Source organism: Marisediminicola senii (assembly GCF_011057645.1).
Taxonomy (GTDB): Bacteria; Actinomycetota; Actinomycetes; order Actinomycetales; family Microbacteriaceae; genus Marisediminicola; species Marisediminicola senii.
The window spans coordinates 1-15469 of record NZ_JAALGE010000043.1 but is presented as its reverse complement, the minus strand read 5'-3'; the positions used below and the strand labels follow the sequence as shown (position 1 = coordinate 15469).

Genomic DNA, 15469 nt, shown 5'->3' with positions numbered 1-15469 from the left:
GTTATCGAGAAATCCAGCGATATCGAAGAGCCCAGCGACACCGAAGAGCCCAGTGACACCGAGAAATCCAGCCTGGAACACGCCGGGCTACGCGAAAGGAAACCCGTGACCACTTTCAGGCTGGCCATCGTCGGAGCAGGACCCGCGGGAATCTACGCCGCCGACATCCTGCTCAAGGCCGAGCGTAAGTTCGACGTCTCCGTCGACCTGTTCGAGCAGCTCCCTGCGCCGTACGGCCTCGTTCGCTACGGGGTCGCCCCCGACCACCCCCGCATCAAGGGCATCATCAACGCGCTCCGCGACGTGCTCGACACCGGACGCATCCGCCTGTTCGGCAACGTGCTCTACGGACGCGACATCACCCTCGACGACCTGCGCCACCACTACAACGCGGTGATCTTCGCCACCGGGGCCGCCCGCGACGTGAACCTCGACGTGCCGGGCATCGACCTCGACGGCAGCTACGGTGCCGCCGACTTCGTCAGCTGGTACGACGGCCACCCCGACTACCCGCGCGAATGGCCCCTCACGCACCGCGAGGTCGCCGTGATCGGCAACGGCAACGTCGCCCTCGACGTCGCGCGCACCCTGGCGAAGCCCGCCGACGACCTGCTGGAGACCGAGATCCCGGCCAACGTCTATGCGGGACTCAAGGCGTCACCGGTCACCGACGTGCACGTGTTCGGCCGGCGTGGCCCCGCACACGTCAAGTTCACCCCCCTCGAACTGCGTGAGCTGGGCGAGCTGCGCGATGTCGACATGATCGTGCACGACGAGGACTTCGACCTCGACCCGGCATCGAAGGCCGCGATCGAGACCAACAAGCAGATCTTCGTGCTGAACAAGGTGCTGAACTCGTGGCGGGACCGTACGCCGACCGGTGCGTCTCGCCGACTTCACCTGCACTTCTGGGCGCGCCCCGTCGAGATCCTCGGAGAGAACGGCGCCGTCACCGGGTTCCGCTACGAACGGACCACACCGGATGCCGCGGGCGGCGTCACCGGAACCGGCGAGATCCGCGAGGTGCCGGTGCAGGCGGTGTACCGCGCCGTCGGGTACTTCGGCTCGCCGCTCGACGCCATTCCGTTCGACGAGCGACGCGGCGTCATCCCCAACCGCGAGGGGCAGGTCATCGACGATGACGATGAGCTCGTGCACGGCGTCTACGCCACGGGCTGGATCAAGCGCGGGCCCGTCGGCCTGATCGGGCACACCAAGAGCGACGCCATGGAGACGGTCAAGCACGTCATCAACGACCAGGCCAACTGGTGGCTTCCCGCCGCGCCCGAGGAGTCCGCCATCGTGGAGCTTCTCGACTCGCGCGGTATCAAGTACACCGACCTCGGCGGCTGGCACAACCTCGACCAGCACGAGATCGCCCAGGGCGTCGCGCAGGGTCGACCACGCGTGAAGATCGTTCCGCGCGACGAGATGGTGGCGGTCTCGCGCGCTGAGTGAGCGGGGCGGTTCCGTCAGGTGGGTTTGCTAGCGTCGGCGAGGTCTTCGCGGCTCCGTGCCGCCCTCCACTGAAGGGGAACCACATGTCGCACCGCATCGCTGTCGTCACCGGAGGAACCGCGGGGCTCGGGCGTGCCACGGCGCGCGAGCTCGCCGACCGGGGCTGGGACGTCGCCGTCCTCGCCCGGGGTGAAGACGGCCTCGCGGCCACCGTCGCCGAGATCGAGGCGAAGGGGCGCCGCGCCATCGGCATCTCCGCAGACGTCGCCGACCGGGACGCCGTCGAGCGGGCGGCATCCGAGGTCGAATCCACCCTCGGCCCCATCGACCTGTGGGTGAACGACGCCATGGTCGGGGTCTTCGGCGAATTCCTCGACACCGCTCCCGAGGACTTCGAGCGCGCCACCGCCGTCAACTACTTCGGGTTCGTCAACGGAACCCGCGCGGCCCTGTCACGCATGGTGCCCCGCCAGAGCGGGCACGTGATCCAGGTGGGCTCGGCGCTGGCCCACCGGGGCATCCCGCTGCAGGCTGCGTACTGCGGCGCGAAGCACGCCGTGCAGGGGTTCACCGAGTCGGTGACCACCGAGCTGATCCACCAGAAGAGCCCGGTGCGCATCTCGACCGTCGACATGCCAGCGCTCAACACCATCCAGTTCAACTGGGTGCGCACCGACCTGCCGCACCACCCGATGCCCGTCGCGCCCATCTACGAGCCGGAGGTCGGCGCCAAGGCCATCGCTGACGTGGCCGACCGTCCCCGCCGCCGCACCTGGGTGGGGGAGCCCACCGTCGCTACCGTGCTCGGCAACCGGGTGTCTGCCGGGTTCATGGACTGGTACCTCGCGCGCTCCGGCTACGACGGGCAGCAGGCGCCGGAGAAGATGCAGCCGATGCTGCCGGACAACCTGTACGCCCCGACGGCGGGCGACCACGGGGCCCGGGGAATCTTCAGCGACCAGGCACACGGCACGAGCCCGGCCATCTGGTACGTGCGCAATCGCGGCCTCGCGAGGGGTATCGCTGCAGCACTGCTCGCCATCGGCGGCGCCGCAGCGCTCGGGCGCCGCAGGTGAGGCGTGCCCCTCGCCGAGCGCACCGCTGAGCTGGGGCGCACGGGAGACCGTGCGCCTACTGAACGGCTGAGCTGAGGCGCGCGAGGTTGTCGAGCACGCTGGAGCGGAACGGCCGCTCCAGCCACTCTTCGAGGGTCAGCATGCGGCTCACCACCCTGTACTCGTCTTCCACCCGGCGCAGCGCATCGACGAACGCCTCGCCGTGCACCATGATCGACACCTCGAGGTTCAGGGTGAAGCTCCGCATATCCATGTTGCTCGAGCCGATCACCGCGACCTCGTTGTCGATCGTGAAGTGCTTCGCGTGCAGCACCGTCGGCGCCGGGTACAGCCAGATCTGCACGCCGGCGCGCAGCAGTACCTCGTAATAGCTGCGCTGGGCGTGGTAGACCACGGGCTGGTCCGCGACCTCGGAGACGAACAGCTGGACGTCGAGGCCGCGCTGCGCCGCCGTGGTGATCGCATACAGCATCGAGTCGTCCGGAACGAAGTACGGACTGGTGATCACCACCCGCTCCTGCGCCGCATAGAGCATGGCGTTGAACAGCCTGAGGTTGTTCTCGCCGTCGAACCCGGGTCCGCTCGGCACGACTTGGGCGTTGACCGAGTTACCAGGGCTCTCCTCCACCTCGTCCTGCGTCTCGCGCAGCAGCAGCTCGTCGGTCTCGCTGTACCAGTCCGTCACGAACAGCGCGTTGATGCCGGCGACGACTGGACCGTCGAAGCGCACCATGAGGTCCTTCCAGTGCAGGCCCCGCCGGATGTTGCCGCGCTTGTTGTAGCTGCGGTCGATGATGTTCTGCGACCCGGTGAAGGCGACATCGCCGTCGACGACCAGCAGCTTGCGATGGTTGCGCAGGTCGGGGCGCTGGTAGCGTCCCCGCCACGGCTGCACGGGCAGCATCAGCTGCCAGAGCACGCCGATCGACTTGAGCTTGCGAATGGTGGCGCGGTAGCCGGGGGATCGCACCGATGCGATGTGGTCGAGCAGCACCCGCACCGTTACCCCGCGCTTGACGGCGGCCTCCAGCGAATCGAAGAACGGCCGTGTCGTCTCGTCGAACGAGATGATGTAGAACTCGGCGTGCACGTATCGCTCGGCGGTGTCGATCTCGGCGGCCATCGCCACCAGCGTCTCGTCGTAGTCCGCGAACAGGGTCGCCGAGCTCCCGCCCACGAGGGGCATCGCGCCCAGCGTGCGGTTCAGTTCGACGACGGAATCCAGCCACTCCGGCCAGTCGTCGCCGCGCGAGACGTCTTCGATGCCGTCGGTGGTCTCGATGATGAAGGTACTGATCTCGAGCTGCTTGTCGCGCCTGCTCTTAGGCAGCTTGGTGCTGCCGATCAGCAGGAAGAGCAGGAAGCCGACGTACGGGATGAGAAAGATGGCGAGGAGCCACGCCGTCGCGGTCTGCGGCCGCCGGTTGATGGGCACCACGATGAGGGCCCCGATCCGGATGGCCAGGTCGACCACGATGGCGATGGCGGCCAGCGTCGGCGCTATCCAGGCGGCATCCATCCCGTCGAGCCTATCGAACCCGCCGATCGGGGGTCAGGCTCCCGTGCGGGGGGTCACCGAAAGTTGATGAACTGCAGGGCGACGTCGAGGTCCTTGCCCTTCAGCAGCGCCATCGTGGCCTGGAGGTCGTCGCGGCTCTTCGACGACACCCGGAGTTCATCGCCCTGGATCTGGCTCTTGACGCTCTTCGGTCCCTCGTCGCGAATGATCTTTGCGATCTTCTTGGCGTCGTCCGACCCGATGCCGTTCTTGAGGTCGACCTCGATGCGGTATTCCTTGCCGGAGGGGTACGGCTCCCCGGCGTCGAGGCTCCGCAGGCTGATTCCCCGCTTGATGAACTTGGCCTCGAGTACCTCGAGTACCGCCTTCACGCGCTCCTCGGCGCTGGCCTTGAGCAGCAGCTTCTCGCCGCTCCAGTCGATCGACGCACCGACGTTCTTGAAGTCGTATCGCTGGGCGATCTCCTTCTGCGCCTGGTTGACCGCGTTGTCGGCCTCCATCTTGTCGACCTTGCTGACGATATCGAATGTGGAATCTGCCATGGGAGAAGCTTAACGGCGCGGCCGGCGGGCCCGGGAGGTGCGTCCCGTCTGCCGGCCCACGCTCCGTGGATGGGCGCCCGATTTGGCGGCTGGCCGCGCGCCTGTATCCTTAATCCGCGCCTCCGATTGGTGAGTACATTCGGTCGGGCGCGCACTCGGCAAGTTACCCAAGTGGCCAAAGGGATCTGACTGTAAATCAGCCGTCTTAGACTTCACAGGTTCGAATCCTGTACTTGCCACACGTGTTGGCCCGGCAGCCCTGCCGGGCCATTCGTGCTTTCAGGCGGGCGGCCAACCCCGCTCATCGCAGTCCCCGAGCGAAGGATGCCGCAGCCGTGACCGTCTCACCCGTGATCGCCGCAGAACTGCCCGCCCTGGCTCGGCGCATCGCCATCGAAGCCGGTGCCCTCGCCGCCCGTCGTCGTGCGGAGGGCGTCGAGATCGCGGCGAGCAAATCGTCGCCAGAAGACGTGGTGACGCTCGCCGATCGCGAGACCGAGGCGCTCATCCGGGCCATGATCGCCGACGCACGTCCCGACGACGGCTTCTACGGCGAGGAGTCGGATGCCGATGCGGGAACCAGTGGACTCACCTGGGTGGTCGATCCCATCGACGGCACCGTGAACTACCTGTACGGAGCACCGCACTGGGCGGTGAGCATCGCCGTCGTCGAGGGTGAGCCGAATCCGCTGACCTGGCGGGCGGTGACGGGAGTCGTCGTCAACCCCACCATCGGTGAGGTGTATACCGCGACCGCCGGCGGTGGCGCCTTCCTCGGCGACCGCCGCCTGCACGTGGTGGAGGCCGAACTCCCACTGGCGCTGGTCGGCACCGGCTTCGGATACGACGCCGCACGCCGGGTCGAACAGGCACGCGTCGTGACCAGCCTCATCGGCCAGGTGCGAGACATCCGACGGGGCGGCACGGCATCGCTCGACCTGTGCGGGGTCGCTTCCGGGCGAATCAATGCCTATTACGAGACCGGCCTGAAGCCGTGGGATCACGCTGCCGGGGCCCTGGTTGCGGCAGAGGCGGGAGCGGTGGTGACGGGCTGGGGAGGCTCGCCGGCGAGCCACGAATTCCTCCTCGCGGCACCCCCCGTCCTGGGGCGAACCCTTGAGAGCGTGCTCATCGCCGCCGGTGCACAAGTCTGACTCACTTTGCAACCCCCGAAATCGTGGGCTACTCTTTATGAGTTCGTTACCTTCCGGACAGATGTTCCGGTAGTCACCACTTAGAGTTCGGCCAGTCAGCCACGAGTTGGACTGCCCATCAATCGAAACCCAGGAGTTTTGTCATGCCGTCATCCCGTGCCGCAAAGCTCCCTTCGAACAAACTCGCGATTCACGAGGTCCGATAGTCATTGCGCGCATCTAACCGGGGTTCTGCCCGTTCTTCTACGGCCGGAACCGAGCCGACGCCTGTCGCCATCACCCCGAGCGACGTCGGCACCCACGCCACTTCGACGGTAGCTATTCAACCGGCCGGTGGCACCCAGCCCGCGATGACGCGCCGCGAGTTGCGCGAACAGGAGGCGAAAGCCGCTGCATCCGCAGCACGACGCCCACTGTTCTCCGTTCCGACCCGAACGGCAGCGCCTCGCGTCCGGCGCACCGCCTCCGGCCTGCCGGGGAGCGCGGCTGCACAGGCGAAGCCCGTCCGGTCGGATAAGCCGACCCACGCATCGCGTCCGACCGCCACCGCCCGCAGCGCGCAGCGAGGCATCCTGTCCAACCTCGCCACCGTCGGCGCGATGGCCGGTGTCGGGCTCATCCTCATCTCCACGACGGTTCCGGCGAACGCATTCGTCCGTCCCGTCGACCAGGTCACGATGTCGAGTACCGAGGCGCCGGCCGCGACCAGCTACGCCGCCGGACAGACCCAGAGCATGACCGTCGCGGCGGCTGAGGCGAACACGATCGACCGCGACTCATACACCGTGCAGGCCAAGCCGGTCGAGGTGCAGGTCGCATCGGGCAGCGAGGCCTACTCGATCAGCGGCAACCCGTCGGCGGCAGTGCAGTGGCCGTTCCCCGGTGGCGCCCCCATTGCGAGTGGTTTCGGCCCGCGACAGGTCCCCGGGTGCGGATTCTGCTCCACCTACCACAAGGGACTCGACTTCACCCCCGGTTCCGGTGTGCCCATCCACTCCCTCGCCGACGGCGTCGTCTCGTCGGTGTCGACCGCGAGTGGCGGCTTTGGCGTTCACGTCATCGTCGACCACGTCATCAACGGCCAGCGGGTCCAGACCCTCTACGCGCACATGCAGTCCGGGTCCGTGCAGGTCTCCGTCGGCCAGAGCATCACCGTCGGCCAGCAGATCGGCGCAGTCGGAAGCACCGGCGCATCGACCGGAGCGCACCTGCACCTCGAGGTGCACCTCGACGGCACGCCCGTCGACCCGTTCGCGTGGCTCCAGGCGAACGCCAGCTGACTCTCGACACCGCCCTGACGCCGAACGGCGCCGCTCGCCCGATCGGGCGGCGGCGCCGTTGTGGTTTCGGCCGGTAGCCGACTAGCCGACTAGTCGTCGAGCAGCCAGACCGTGCTGTCAGACGGCAGGGTGCCCGCACTGGCGACGGTGCGCTGCAGCGGGTTGGAGCTGAGCAGCACCTCGGCGTCGGGAATCGCGACCTGTTCGGCGCCGGTATTCGCGATGACGATGATTCCGCCGTTGCGGAACGCGACGACGTCATCGGCGAAACCGGGCAGCCACTCGACATCGCCAGAGGCGAGCCCGAACTTCGCGCGGAGGCCGAGCGCGGCGCGATAGAGCTCGAGCGTCGAGCCGTCGACATCGAGCTGCGCATCCCGCGCATACGGAGCCCAGTCGTCGGGCTGCGGGAGCCAGCTCTCGCCCGAGGGGCTGAAGCCGTAGGCAGGCGAGTCAGCCTCCCAGGGGATCGGCACGCGGCATCCATCTCGGCCGTATCGCTCACCGGAGGTGCGGAACCACGTCGGGTCCTGGCGGGAGTCGTCCGGCAGGTCGATGACCTCGGGCAGGCCGAGCTCTTCACCCTGGTACAGGTAGGCGCTGCCGGGCAGCGCGAGCATCAGCGCGGTCGCGGCCCTGGCACGCAGGAGCCCCAGTTCGCGCACGGGTTGCCCGGGGGAGCGGGGGCCGATGCCGTGCCCCTGCGGGTTCTCGGCCGTCACAGCGAGGCGCGATGCGTGGCGAACGACGTCGTGGTTCGACAGCACCCAGGTGCTCGGGGCGCCGACACCGGCGAACGACGCCAGTGAGTCGTCGACGACGCGGCGCATCGCGGCGCCGGTCCACGGCGTCTCGAGGTACGAGAAGTTGAACGCCTGGTGCATCTCGTCGGGGCGCACCCATTCGGCGAGCCTGCTGAGCGGTTCCACCCAGGCTTCGGCGACCAGGATGCGGTCACCCTCGTACTCGTCGAGCACTCCCCGCCAGTCCCGGAAGATCTCGTGCACGCCATCCTGCGCCCAGTACGGGGGAGACATCGCCTCGCCGTGCGCGCCGATCTCGGGTTCGAGGCCGCCACCGGAGCCGCCCATGCTGCCGGCGTCGGCGGGAGGGGTGTAGTCGGGCAACCCGTCTGCCTTGATCATGCCGTGCGCGACATCGACCCTGAACCCGTCGACGCCGCGGTCGAGCCAGAAGCGCAGGATGTCGCGGAACTGCTCGTGCACCCACGGGTTCTGCCAGTCGAAGTCGGGCTGCGTGCTGTCGAAGAGGTGAAGGTACCACTGGCCGGGTGTGCCGTCGGCGTTCGCGACGCGGGTCCAGGCCGGGCCGCCGAAGACCGACTCCCAGTTGTTCGGCGGCAGCTCGCCGGTCTCGCCCATTCCGTGCCTGAACACGTAGCGCGCGCGTTCGACGCTGCCCTCGGCGCTCGCGAGTGCCTGCTGGAACCACACGTGGTCGCTCGACGAGTGGTTGGGAACGAGGTCGACGATGATGCGCAGGCCCCGGTCGTGCGCCTCGCGCTCGAGGGTGTCGAAATCCTCGAGGGTTCCGAACAGCGGGTCGACGTCGCAATAGTCGGCGACGTCGTATCCGGCGTCCCGCTGGGGTGATGTATAGAACGGGGAGAGCCAGAGCGCGTCGACTCCGAGGTCGACGAGCTCGGGAAGGCGGGCCGTGATGCCCCGCAGGTCACCGATGCCGTCGCCCGTGGCATCCGCGAACGACCTCGGGTAGATCTGGTAGATCACGGCCGTGCGCCACCATTCGAGGCCGGCGCGCTCGGGGGTGGCCCGGGGGGAAGAGTGGGGGTGGATGCTGGTGCCAGCGGGCACCTCGGACGTCGAAACTTTCTGGGCTGCCATTCGCAAACTTTACGTCATCGGACCGGAGCGCCGCGAAGCGCGGCTGGCGTCGGATGCGCGCCGCCCTCGACATCCGGCGCATAGTGAGGCAGCATCACTTCATGTCATACCGTGTCGCCCGGGTCGTCGTCGTGGGGGTCTCCGTTGCCACGCTGCTCAGCGGGTGCAGCACGCTCTCGTCGCTCGCCGCCGGACCCGATCACTACGCCATCTTGGAGCGAGACGCTGTCGCCAGCGATGCGCTACCTGAACTGCCGTCGAATGCGCTTGAGAGCCTCGACCCCGCCTCGGTGCGGCTTGCTGCGAACGACGATGGCACGCTTTTGTGGCTCGCCCGCGACAACGCGGGGTCGGGTATCTGCCTGATCGCTACTTCAGACGACGGCGACGACTGGAGGGTATGGTGCGGCGGAGGGGGCGTGCTCGAGGCGGGTGGCCCGTCCGGCAGCTACGCCGTCCGGCCCGATGACAGCCCGACGCCCGAGGGTGCGACGGCGCTGTCGGAGAACGTGTACCGCCTCGAATAGTCGCGACGATGCGTCGAGCCGGAGTGGATACGGCGAGGGTGCGCGGGGGTGCTAGTCTCTTACGGTGCCAAACCGGCCCGTCGCGTTGCGGCGGTCGATGGTTACGCCCCCTTAGCTCATTGGTAGAGCACTTCCTTGGTAAGGAAGAGGTAGTGGGTCCGATTCCCACAGGGGGCTCCACTCTCCCGATCGGTCGGCGAGTGTGTACCCGGCGGGGTAGCTCAGGTGGTTAGAGCACACGGCTCATAATCGTGGTGTCGCGGGTTCGAGTCCCGCCCTCGCTACTTCCCAATAAACACGGGGGAGTTGGTCCCAGGACCAGCTTCTTCATCCCCCACAATCTGGCCTTCTGACCACATTCTGACCACATCCGTAGAAATTGCGGCCTCATTCAGACGCACCGCAACAGCATTTAGGTCGTCATCAAACAGGTCCGCGTAGGTATCCAGGGTCATCGCGGCCGACGCATGGCCAAGCATCTTCTGGACCGCTTTGACATTCGCACCGGCGGAGATCGCAAGGCTGGCCGCGGTGTGCCGCAAGTCGTGAATCGTCATTGGCGGCAGCGAGACCATCTTCAAGGCGGCGTCGAACCACGAGTTCTGCCGCACGGTCGGGGTGACCAGGAAGCCACCGGTGGGACCCGGGAACAGCAGGTCTTCCTCGCCTTTGGCGCGGCACGCTCGCTCCAGTGAGCTGTCGAGAATGGAGGGGTACGGAACGCTTCGTTGTTGATATGTCTTCGGGCTGCCGACTATGACTTCGCCCCTCACGAGGACGGCATTGCGCGTGATCTTCAGTCGTCGAGCTTGTCGGTCTACATCTTGGACTCTGAGCGCGGTTATTTCTCCCCAGCGCAGTCCGGTATAAGCCAGCACTCGAATAAGCGTTGAATGCCCTCCTGTGGACTCCGCCAGCTTGTGCACCTGCTCGTGGGTGAGGTACCGGTGTACGCGTCCCGACCGTCGCGGTAAACCGACACCGCGAGCGGGGTTGGATGGAATTTTGCGATCGCGAACCGCGACTTCCAGCACGGAGGACAGAACGCCATGTGCTCGGTGCACGGACGAGGGTGATTTTGGTTTAGCCTTGTCGCCGCCGTTGGCCAGCTGTGATACCCAGGTTTGGACCTCGCTGTGGCGGATCTCCCCTACGGGAATCGAGCCCCATCTTGGGCATACATGCAATCGCCAAGCGGATTCGACGACAGCGATGGACGACGGCTTTAGGTGCGTCTGACTGGCAATCCAGGTGACGCCCAACTCGCCAACCGTCACACGGGCATGAAGCGGGTCTATGTACGTGCCGGCTGCCTTACTAAGCTCAACCGTTGCCAGGTACAGCTCGGCTTCGCGCTTGGTACGAAAACCTCGTTTTGTGGTTTGGTTGTGGTCAGGCTTCCGATATCGGACTCGATATCGCTTACCAGCGGCAGTTTCGTAAGCCTCGACTGTCGCCACCAAGTCATCCTCACATTGCGTCAGGGCGCGGGTGGCGCCCACGCGCATAGCCTAGAGCCCGTTCACGCCCAGAGGCGATACCCAACTTCGTGCTCTCCGGTCATCGCAAATGATTCGAGTTTCAACCCGGGGGCTCTTGTGACAGTGGGGGTTCGATTGGAGGTGGTTCGGCTCCTTTGTCTCTCAACCATCGGGGTTATAGGCGGTAATAGTCGCTGGCCGCAGTCATGCTTATCTCGGCGGATAGAAAGTGAGCCAAATGTCTGATCTACTCACCGCATGGTCTCTTGTGGGCGGGCCAACTGTCGGCGGTTTTCGTAAAGCGACGCTTGTCATTCGCATGGCTGCCTCCGCCCGAAGGCACATGAAGCGGGCCGGTTACCGACTGGACAGTCAACAGCTTCGAAGGTTGATGTACTCCCCTGAGTTCCCATCACGACTTGCCCAATCGCGAGGAGGGAACGACCTACTCTTGACTGACCTCGGGCTCGTCATTCTCCCGCCAGATCACGCGAGTTTGGACGCGGCCACAGTTCTCCGGGACACACTGGTGCGGGGTCTGCGTGCTCGCCTCGTTGGTATTGCGGCCGCGGTCGAGTTTGCTGACGACCGAAACGAAGCCCGCACGGCAGACATCGTGAACGCAATCGAAAACCACTCCAGCGACGACACGTTGTTTGAACACCGGTTGCAGGGAATGCACCCGCTTCGTGCAAAAGACATCCGCGAGCTGCGCCAGGATTGGGAGGGTGCCGTCAGGTGGCTCGGAGTTGTCACGAACAACCAAGACCGATTCGGACTCCTAAAGCGCTGGGCCGCCTCTCCGCCCGAATTTGCGGGCGCGCCCCCCGAACTATTTGGCATTCTTGCTGACCTCGCTGCTGATCTCCCCTCGTCAAGAGACACCGCTGCCATCTCCAGTAAATTCGTCGAGGTTGGACTGGAACGAGGTATTCAGCCTCAGGGCTACTGGGCAGTCCGCTTTGTGCAGTTTGAGGAGCTACACGACCTCAGTGAAGCGACCGAATTCCTCCACGAGTATCGGGGATACCCCCTAGTCGAGGCGGGGCTGCACCCGGATGGACCCGATGCTGCAATAGCACTTCTTGAAGCGTGGTCGCCACAAACCGACAAAGAAGAACTGCACCGCCTGAACCTCTTGACTGAGTACTACTTGCGCAATCTCAAGGTCGATGAGGCAATCGAGACCGGCCAAGCAGCATACAAACGGTTCCAGTCCACTGCTTCAGCAATGCAGGCGGCCCGTGCCATGACCCTCAGGCACATGATGCACGGCTCTGTAGCAAACAAGAACGACCTGCCAAATGCGCTCCTCCTTGCTGTCAAGGCCAGAGCGGATAGGCGACGATGGGGCGTCGACTCGGGACCAGCTCTAGCGCTCGAGATTCGAGTCCGCCGGATGTTATCTGACTATGACGGGGCGCTCGACTTGGTCACCGGAGCCAGTGAATACGCTGCAACCGAGATTGAGCTAGCAGACCCTCAGGTGTTGTCTGAAACGGCGCTTTTGCAAGCGGAACGCGGGGACATCGAGATCGCCAAGCGGTTAGTTAGCTCCGCCCCTGAAGCGCAACAGCCAAGAATCTTAGCGGTGATTGCTGACCAGGAAGGGCGTCGCGAAGACGCTGCGAGCTTCTGGGCGGCTGCGATCGACGCGACCGACGAGCTTGGTGAACAGGCTGATTACACGCTGCAACTTGCTCTCCACGGCATCGAGTCAAAGAGTGTGATTGAGAGGCTAGAAAGCGACAACGCCGAAGTCGCCGCCGAGATACGAGAGACAGCCGCCCTCTTTGGACACGAGCCAGGGGCTTTGGAAAGGTTCCGAGGGTTTGCCAACGCGAACTTCCGAGGTGCACTGTTCCTTTACTTCTACCTGCAGCAGGAGGACGACGAGGCGGCTGCAGCCGAGTGGGCGCATGAGAGTGGCCTCAAATGGAGTGACCCTGACTTACTCATACAGTCAGCGTTGTTTTACGGTCGAGACAAGCGTTTCGCGGAGAGCATCGCTGACATTAACGCCGCACTTCTCGCTGGCTCAGACGATTGGGGCGGACGAAGGCGAGCGTTCCGCCTACTTCTCGAGGCTCACTCCAGTGCAGGAGATTGGAATCAAGCAAGGGCGGCAGCAGCGAGTTTCGTCGCGGAAGAGCCCGATAACCCTTCGGCGGCCTGGGCTTTGGTAATTTGCCACATTCAACTTCTCGACTTCGATAGGGCGCTTCGATCCTGGCAGCAGCACGGTTCTCCCCAACCGCGCAGTGAAATGGAAGTGGAAGCTTGGATTCAATTGCTTGGCAAGTTCGGCACGGTGGTCGGCTCGTCGTCAGACGCCCTAGAGGTTTCAACAAGGTTTGCCGGCAGCGAGGAGATTAGGTCAGCGCTGCTCAGTGTCTATTTCCACCAAGAACGGCCTGACGCTGATGTGCAGACTCGGATCGAGGGCGAGTTGGACGAAGACATAAATCCACTCGACCCCGACGCCTCGGCGTTTCGCGAGATGCTCGGGAGCTACCTGCGCGACTTCCCAAATGGCGCCATCCGGCAAGTCTCGATAGACGTCGCCGACCCATTGGCGGCCCTTCGCGATCAATTCAAGGATCAGCCAGACACGCTTGAGCTAGACGAGCAAATCAGCAGTGGAGCGCTCCCCGTTGGTCTTGCTGGCGAGGTTTATGGCAAGTCGTATCTCGAGAGCCTGCTCTCTCGCGAACGAGGGCCCGTATTCACCGGCCATAGTGCGAATCATGAAGAGGAGATCGGTTTTTCTGTCGCTCATACAGGCGGCGCTGTGGTGGACCTCTCCGCTTTAGTGACGTTGGCGCGATTGCCGGAGGGCATCCGCATGCTACTTGCGGGCCATTTTCCCTCTGTTCGCGCGCTTCGGGAACACAAAAGGGACGTCTTGTTGGGTGGACCCGGTATCGTCCGAGATAGTGGTTTGAGTTACCAGCCACCCCGCGGCGGGGCTCCTGAAGTCTTGGTTCGTCGAACGCCTGACGAGATTGCGGCTCGGACCTCCTTAGTTGCTTCAGTCGAGGCAAGCTTCTCGCGCCTAGCCCTCGTATCCCATCCGCGCGTCACAAACATTCCTCTCACCGAAGAATTCACTAACCCTTTTTTGCTTGGCGCTGACCTGTCGCTCTCCCTCGCCGTCCCTTTCTGGGTGGATGACGCCGCACTGGTTGATGTCGTGCGGGCGGAGGGGGGGAAGGCATTCGGAACACCACAGCTGCTCCACCACCTTCGTGAAGAAGGGCCCATCGATCCTTCGATGATTGATCTTGCGGAGGCGACGCTCATTGCGGCCGGTTACGTGAATCTACGCTTTCGGGCGTCAGTTTGGGAGCTTGCAGTGTCCCTCGCATCGTCGCCAATTGGATTAGTAAATGCGGTCCGCCACGCAAATAATGACAATGGGCCGGAACGACTCAAGGCCGCACTCCGCCTTGTGGATTCGCATGCAGGCGAGCCCGATTTTCTCGTCGCATTCGTCTCGGCTACGGCGCAGTGGCTCGAGGCCACTGCGATCTCAGATGACGCTGCCTCGCAGAACGTAACAGTTCTCGCCAGAGAACTCCTCGGAAGGTCTTGGATGTCGTCATCCACCTTGCCCTATTGTGTCGGAGCCTTCCGTGCTGTTTCAGGCCGGGTTGACGGTGTGACCATTCTCCTGCGGGAGATATATAGAACATTCCAATCGATAGCAGACCGCGCCAATGACCGCGACGCAGCTTTGGTCATATTCGATCTCGTGAGCCGGCTGGACGCAAAAGACGGCCTACGGGTGCGAGCCGCTGTTCTTGCACGACGGTTCGATTAGGCCGGCGAGCAAAGACTGTGCTCCTGAGATGTTTGGCTAGATGCAGCATCGAGACCTTGTGCCAGTTTCCGTGCGGCCGCGCCGCATCGGGACCGATGACTCAAAGCCCGGACGAGCACGATAGCTATTGTCGACGGGACGTTGGCTCGAACCTTTCGCAGGCGCAAGAGCATCACTCCCGGACTAAGCCTGAAGGTACCTCAGGATGGATGCTGTTTCCGTTGACTCTGTTGCCTCGCTCGTCGTGGCATAACCCAATCGCACCTCCTTGGAGTGCTGGCGGGCAGATGCGGCGAGGAAACCCTGTGGAATTGCCTGTAGTGGTAGCCAGCTGTTCTTTCTACTGAACAACGGAGTTTCATCATGCAAATTTGGCACCGCGAGTCGCTGCCAGAGCACTCGGGTCACTATCGAGGACGTCAGTAGAACGGAACTTATCGCTAGTCCTGTAGCGGCGGCAAACCCGAAATCAAGCACAGTCATCGGAGCTACTGGAAGTAGCGAAATGGCCAATGACAAAAGGGATAGAGCGGTGCCTTTGATGGCGTGCCCGTTGACCCGATGGACGAGTCCCCTCCTTAGAACCTGGTACCCAACTGTTGGGAAAAAAGCGAGAAAGTTGAGTCCCGCATAGTGGTGTAGCCGCGGTGGCCCGGCTCGTCGTGAAGACGTGGACGCGGTCACCGTGTGATCCTTCGAGAAGTCTCTTACCTCGACTCGAAAGGCATCATCACGATGACCGCT

General features: G+C 64.3%; 10 protein-coding genes and 3 tRNA genes. 9 read left to right on the top strand and 4 right to left on the bottom strand.

Features of this window, described 5'->3' with window-relative positions; translation table 11 throughout:
* Positions 1-105 precede the first annotated feature (105 nt).
* Positions 106-1458 carry an FAD-dependent oxidoreductase gene (locus G5S38_RS12340; protein ID WP_165069099.1) on the top strand — a complete coding sequence of 451 codons (1353 nt, stop codon included), beginning with the start codon at positions 106-108 and terminating at the stop codon, positions 1456-1458.
* A gap of 83 nt (positions 1459-1541) precedes the next feature.
* Positions 1542-2534: an SDR family oxidoreductase gene (locus tag G5S38_RS12335; protein WP_165069097.1), complete on the top strand. Its 993-nt coding sequence runs from the start codon at positions 1542-1544 to the stop codon at positions 2532-2534.
* Positions 2535-2589: 55 nt separating this feature from the next.
* On the opposite strand, the gene cls is transcribed toward G5S38_RS12335, so the two are convergent.
* Both cls and G5S38_RS12325 read right to left on the bottom strand, forming a co-directional pair.
* Positions 2590-4053, bottom strand: coding sequence for a cardiolipin synthase (gene cls / locus G5S38_RS12330; protein WP_165069095.1), 1464 nt, complete (start codon positions 4051-4053; stop codon positions 2590-2592).
* A 53-nt stretch (positions 4054-4106) separates the two neighbouring features.
* Positions 4107-4595: a YajQ family cyclic di-GMP-binding protein gene (locus G5S38_RS12325; protein WP_165069092.1), complete on the bottom strand. Its 489-nt coding sequence runs from the start codon at positions 4593-4595 to the stop codon at positions 4107-4109.
* Between the two features lie 157 nt (positions 4596-4752).
* Here G5S38_RS12325 and G5S38_RS12320 point away from each other — a divergent pair.
* From G5S38_RS12320 to G5S38_RS12310, 3 genes are all read left to right on the top strand, one after another.
* Positions 4753-4834 (top strand) — tRNA-Tyr (locus G5S38_RS12320).
* A 96-nt stretch (positions 4835-4930) separates the two neighbouring features.
* On the top strand, positions 4931-5749 hold the full coding sequence (locus G5S38_RS12315; protein ID WP_235929057.1) for an inositol monophosphatase family protein: 819 nt from the start codon (positions 4931-4933) through the stop codon (positions 5747-5749).
* A 350-nt stretch (positions 5750-6099) separates the two neighbouring features.
* Positions 6100-7029, top strand: coding sequence for a M23 family metallopeptidase (locus G5S38_RS12310; RefSeq protein ID WP_165069089.1), 930 nt, complete (start codon positions 6100-6102; stop codon positions 7027-7029).
* Positions 7030-7118: 89 nt separating this feature from the next.
* On the opposite strand, the gene G5S38_RS12305 is transcribed toward G5S38_RS12310, so the two are convergent.
* A complete protein-coding gene (locus G5S38_RS12305) occupies positions 7119-8894 on the bottom strand; it encodes a glycoside hydrolase family 13 protein (protein ID WP_165069086.1) in 1776 nt (591 codons plus the stop codon).
* 101 nt (positions 8895-8995) lie between these two features.
* On the opposite strand from G5S38_RS12305, the gene G5S38_RS12300 reads away from it, so the two are divergent.
* The 3 genes from G5S38_RS12300 to G5S38_RS12290 all read left to right on the top strand — a co-directional run bounded on the left by G5S38_RS12300 (position 8996) and on the right by G5S38_RS12290 (position 9705).
* Complete coding sequence (locus tag G5S38_RS12300; protein WP_165069084.1) at positions 8996-9421, top strand: hypothetical protein; 426 nt, start codon at positions 8996-8998, stop codon at positions 9419-9421.
* A 105-nt stretch (positions 9422-9526) separates the two neighbouring features.
* Positions 9527-9601, top strand: a tRNA-Thr gene (locus G5S38_RS12295).
* A gap of 30 nt (positions 9602-9631) precedes the next feature.
* Positions 9632-9705, top strand: a tRNA-Met gene (locus tag G5S38_RS12290).
* Here the strand turns inward: G5S38_RS12290 and G5S38_RS12285 are convergent.
* Positions 9703-10881 carry a tyrosine-type recombinase/integrase gene (locus G5S38_RS12285; RefSeq protein ID WP_165069125.1) on the bottom strand — a complete coding sequence of 393 codons (1179 nt, stop codon included), beginning with the start codon at positions 10879-10881 and terminating at the stop codon, positions 9703-9705. The genes G5S38_RS12290 and G5S38_RS12285 overlap by 3 nt on opposite strands.
* 472 nt (positions 10882-11353) lie before the next feature.
* Between G5S38_RS12285 and G5S38_RS12280 the strand changes: the two genes are divergently transcribed.
* Positions 11354-14725 carry a hypothetical protein gene (locus tag G5S38_RS12280; RefSeq protein ID WP_165069081.1) on the top strand — a complete coding sequence of 1124 codons (3372 nt, stop codon included), beginning with the start codon at positions 11354-11356 and terminating at the stop codon, positions 14723-14725.
* The last annotated feature ends 744 nt before the right edge of the window (positions 14726-15469 follow it).

What these genes read in the sequence shown, in the direction of transcription:
- G5S38_RS12335 (WP_165069097.1), top strand. Translation starts at nt 1,542, where the DNA reads ATGTCGCACCGCATCGCTGTCGTCACCGGAGGAACCGCGGGGCTCGGG.
- cls (WP_165069095.1), bottom strand. Translation starts at nt 4,053, where the DNA reads ATGGATGCCGCCTGGATAGCGCCGACGCTGGCCGCCATCGCCATCGTG.
- G5S38_RS12325 (WP_165069092.1), bottom strand. Translation starts at nt 4,595, where the DNA reads ATGGCAGATTCCACATTCGATATCGTCAGCAAGGTCGACAAGATGGAG.
- G5S38_RS12310 (WP_165069089.1), top strand. Translation starts at nt 6,100, where the DNA reads ATGACGCGCCGCGAGTTGCGCGAACAGGAGGCGAAAGCCGCTGCATCC.
- G5S38_RS12305 (WP_165069086.1), bottom strand. Translation starts at nt 8,894, where the DNA reads ATGGCAGCCCAGAAAGTTTCGACGTCCGAGGTGCCCGCTGGCACCAGC.
- G5S38_RS12300 (WP_165069084.1), top strand. Translation starts at nt 8,996, where the DNA reads ATGTCATACCGTGTCGCCCGGGTCGTCGTCGTGGGGGTCTCCGTTGCC.